At 67.9% G+C, this 2,218-nt stretch carries 1 protein-coding gene; it reads left to right on the forward strand.

Annotated features, from left to right (window positions below; all coding sequences use genetic code 11):
- Positions 1-2,218, forward strand: a 2,218-nt coding sequence (locus tag ACIRBY_RS38705) for a condensation domain-containing protein (RefSeq protein ID WP_403910181.1), incomplete at both ends; no start/stop codon positions are given.

Here is a 2,218-nt window from a genome sequence, read left to right on the forward strand (position 1 = left end):
CAGCATCGACGACAACTTCTTCGACCTCGGCGGCCACTCCCTCCTCGCCACCCAACTCACCAGCCGCATCCGCACCACCCTCGGCACCGAAACCACCGTCCAGACACTCTTCGAAGCACCCACCGTCGCCGAGCTCGCGGGCAACCTGGTTGCAGGTGCCGCTCGCCCGGTGCTCCGTCCGGCGGTGACGCGGCCGGAAAGGCTACCGCTGTCCTACGCCCAGCAGCGGCTGTGGTTCCTGCACCAGCTGGAAGGACCGTCGGCGACCTACAACATGCCGCTCGCACTGCGGCTGACCGGCGACCTCGACCGGCAGGCCCTGCGCGACGCGGTGAACGACGTCATCACTCGGCACGAGGCTCTGCGCACCGTCTTCCACGAGGTGGGCGGCCGGCCGAGCCAGCACATCACCGACACGGAGGAAACCCCGATCGGCCTGAAGGCCGTACGCGTAGACAAGGCCGGTCTGCGGCAGGAACTCGACAAGGCTGCGCGGCACCCCTTCGATCTGGCCGCCGAAGCTCCCTTCCGAGCCACGCTGTTCACCGTCAACGCGGGCGAGTCCGTCTTGATGCTGGTGGTCCACCACATCGCCGGTGACGGTTGGTCCATAGGACAACTCGCCCAGGACCTCGTCGCCGCGTACTCGGCGCGGCTGTCCGGCAGTGAGCCGCAGTGGCCGGACCTGCCGGTGCAGTACGCCGACTACACCCTGTGGCAGCGCGAACTCCTCGGCAACGACACCGACCCCGACAGCCTCTTCGCCCGACAGGAACGCTACTGGGCCCAGCAACTCGCCGGCCTGCCCGAGCAGGTCACCGTGCCCACCGACCGGCCCCGCCCGGCAGTCGCCACGTACGCCGGCGATGTCAGCGAGTTCGGGTTCGACGCCGAGCTACACCAGACACTGGTCCAGTTGGCACGATCCACCGGCACCACTCTGTTCATGGTGTTGCAGGCGTCCTTCGCCGCCCTGATGACCCGTCTCGGCTCCGGCACCGATGTCACCATCGGTGCCCCCATCGCGGGACGCACCGACGGAAACCTCGAGCACCTCATCGGCTTCTTCGTCAACACCCTGGTCCTGCGTACCGATACGTCGAACAACCCCTCATTCGTCGACCTGCTCGCCCAGGCGCGCCGGACCAGCCTGGCCGCCTATGCGCACCAGGACATTCCGTTCGAGCACCTGGTCGAAAAGCTCAACCCCCACCGCAGCACCACCCACCACCCCCTCTTCCAGATCTCTCTGGGCCTGCAGAACACCCAGCAGCCCTGCTTCGACCTGCCGGGACTGCAGGTCGACATGGAGATCTGGCCCACCGGGACGTCGATGTTCGACCTGTCGATCACTGTGGGCGAGGAGCGTCTGCAAGACGGCGAACCTGCGGGCATCAACGGGTTCGTCGAGTTCGCCACCGACCTGTACGACCGGGCCACGGTCGAAACGCTGACCGCACGCTGGAACCGGCTGCTCAGAGCAGTGGCCGCAGATCCCGACGAGCCCATCGGTTCGGTGGACATCCTCACTCCTGGTGAACAGGAGAGGCTGCGGGAGTGGGCGACCGCTGCCCACCCGGAGATCGGCGAGGCGACCTTGCCCGAGCTGTTCGAGGCCCTCGTGCAGGCCGCCCCGGATGCACTCGCGCTGGAGTCCGAGGCAGGGGCGTGGACCTACGCGAAACTGAATGCGCGGGCCAACCAGATAGCCCACTGGCTGATCTCGCAGGGCATCGGGGCGGAGCAGCTGGTGGGCCTGGCTCTGGCGCGGGGCGCGGAGCAGATCGCCGCCGTCCTGGGCATCGCCAAGGCGGGCGCCGGCTACCTGCCCGTCGACCCGGACTATCCCGCCGAGCGCATCGCCTACATCATCAGGGACGCCGCTCCCTCTCTCGTCCTCACCCACGAACAGCTGGCGGACGACTTCCGCACGGTCGTCGCCGAAGCCGACATCAGGATTCGGGCGATCGAGTCCGTCACCACGTCGTGGACCGAGCAGCCGATCAGCAATCCGACGAACGCCGACCGCATCATCCCTCTCACCAGCGCGAACACCGCGTACACGATCTACACGTCCGGCTCCACAGGCCGGCCCAAGGGGACCGCGGTCCTCCACACGGGTCTGGCCTCGCTCGTCTCCACCTTGGTGGAGCGGTGCCGGACCACTGCGGGCAGCCGGGTACTGCAACTCGCCTCGCCCAGCTTCGACGCCTCGATG

This window comes from Streptomyces sp. NPDC096136 (assembly GCF_044763325.1).
Classification (GTDB): domain Bacteria; phylum Actinomycetota; class Actinomycetes; order Streptomycetales; family Streptomycetaceae; genus Streptomyces.